A 511-nucleotide genomic window follows, 5' to 3' on the forward strand; every position below is an offset into this window, starting at 1 on the left:
CGCCGACGCCGACCGCCGGATCCATGCGCACGCCAACGCTGATGAAGCCTGCATGCGATTGCGCGCGATCATCGGCATCGGCCCAATCACTGCCGACGCGGTGGTGGCCACCATCGGCTCGGCACAGGCGTTCAAGAACGGTCGCCAGTTCGCCGCCTGGCTGGGGCTGGTGCCAATGCAGCATTCCAGCGGCGGGCGCACGCGACTGGGCCACATCAGCTGCCGCGGCGATGGCTACCTGCGCACCCTGCTGATCCAGGGCGCACGCAGCAGCCTGCAGCGGGCCAAGGCAGTGGCATGGGAGAAAGCCACCCCGGAGCAGCGCTGGATCCAGGACCTGGAGCGACGGCTGCCGTTCGGCAAGCTGCTGGTGGCCATCGCCAACAAACACGCGCGCCAGCTGTGGGCGATGCTGGCGCGTGGCGAGCACTACGACGCCGAGGCGTGGCTGAAGCATCCGATGGTGCAGCGGCCAGCGAGTCGACGACGCACATCCGAATGATCGACACAT

The 511-nt window shown here is 68.1% G+C and carries 1 protein-coding gene; it reads left to right on the forward strand.

The window, feature by feature from the left end:
• Positions 1 to 502: IS110 family RNA-guided transposase (locus CSC64_RS13850; protein WP_162435911.1), on the forward strand; the 502-nt coding region annotated here is incomplete at its 5' end.
• Positions 503 to 511 lie beyond the last annotated feature (9 nt).

The organism is Pseudoxanthomonas koreensis (genome assembly GCF_010093225.1).
Lineage (GTDB): Bacteria > Pseudomonadota > Gammaproteobacteria > Xanthomonadales > Xanthomonadaceae > Pseudoxanthomonas > Pseudoxanthomonas koreensis.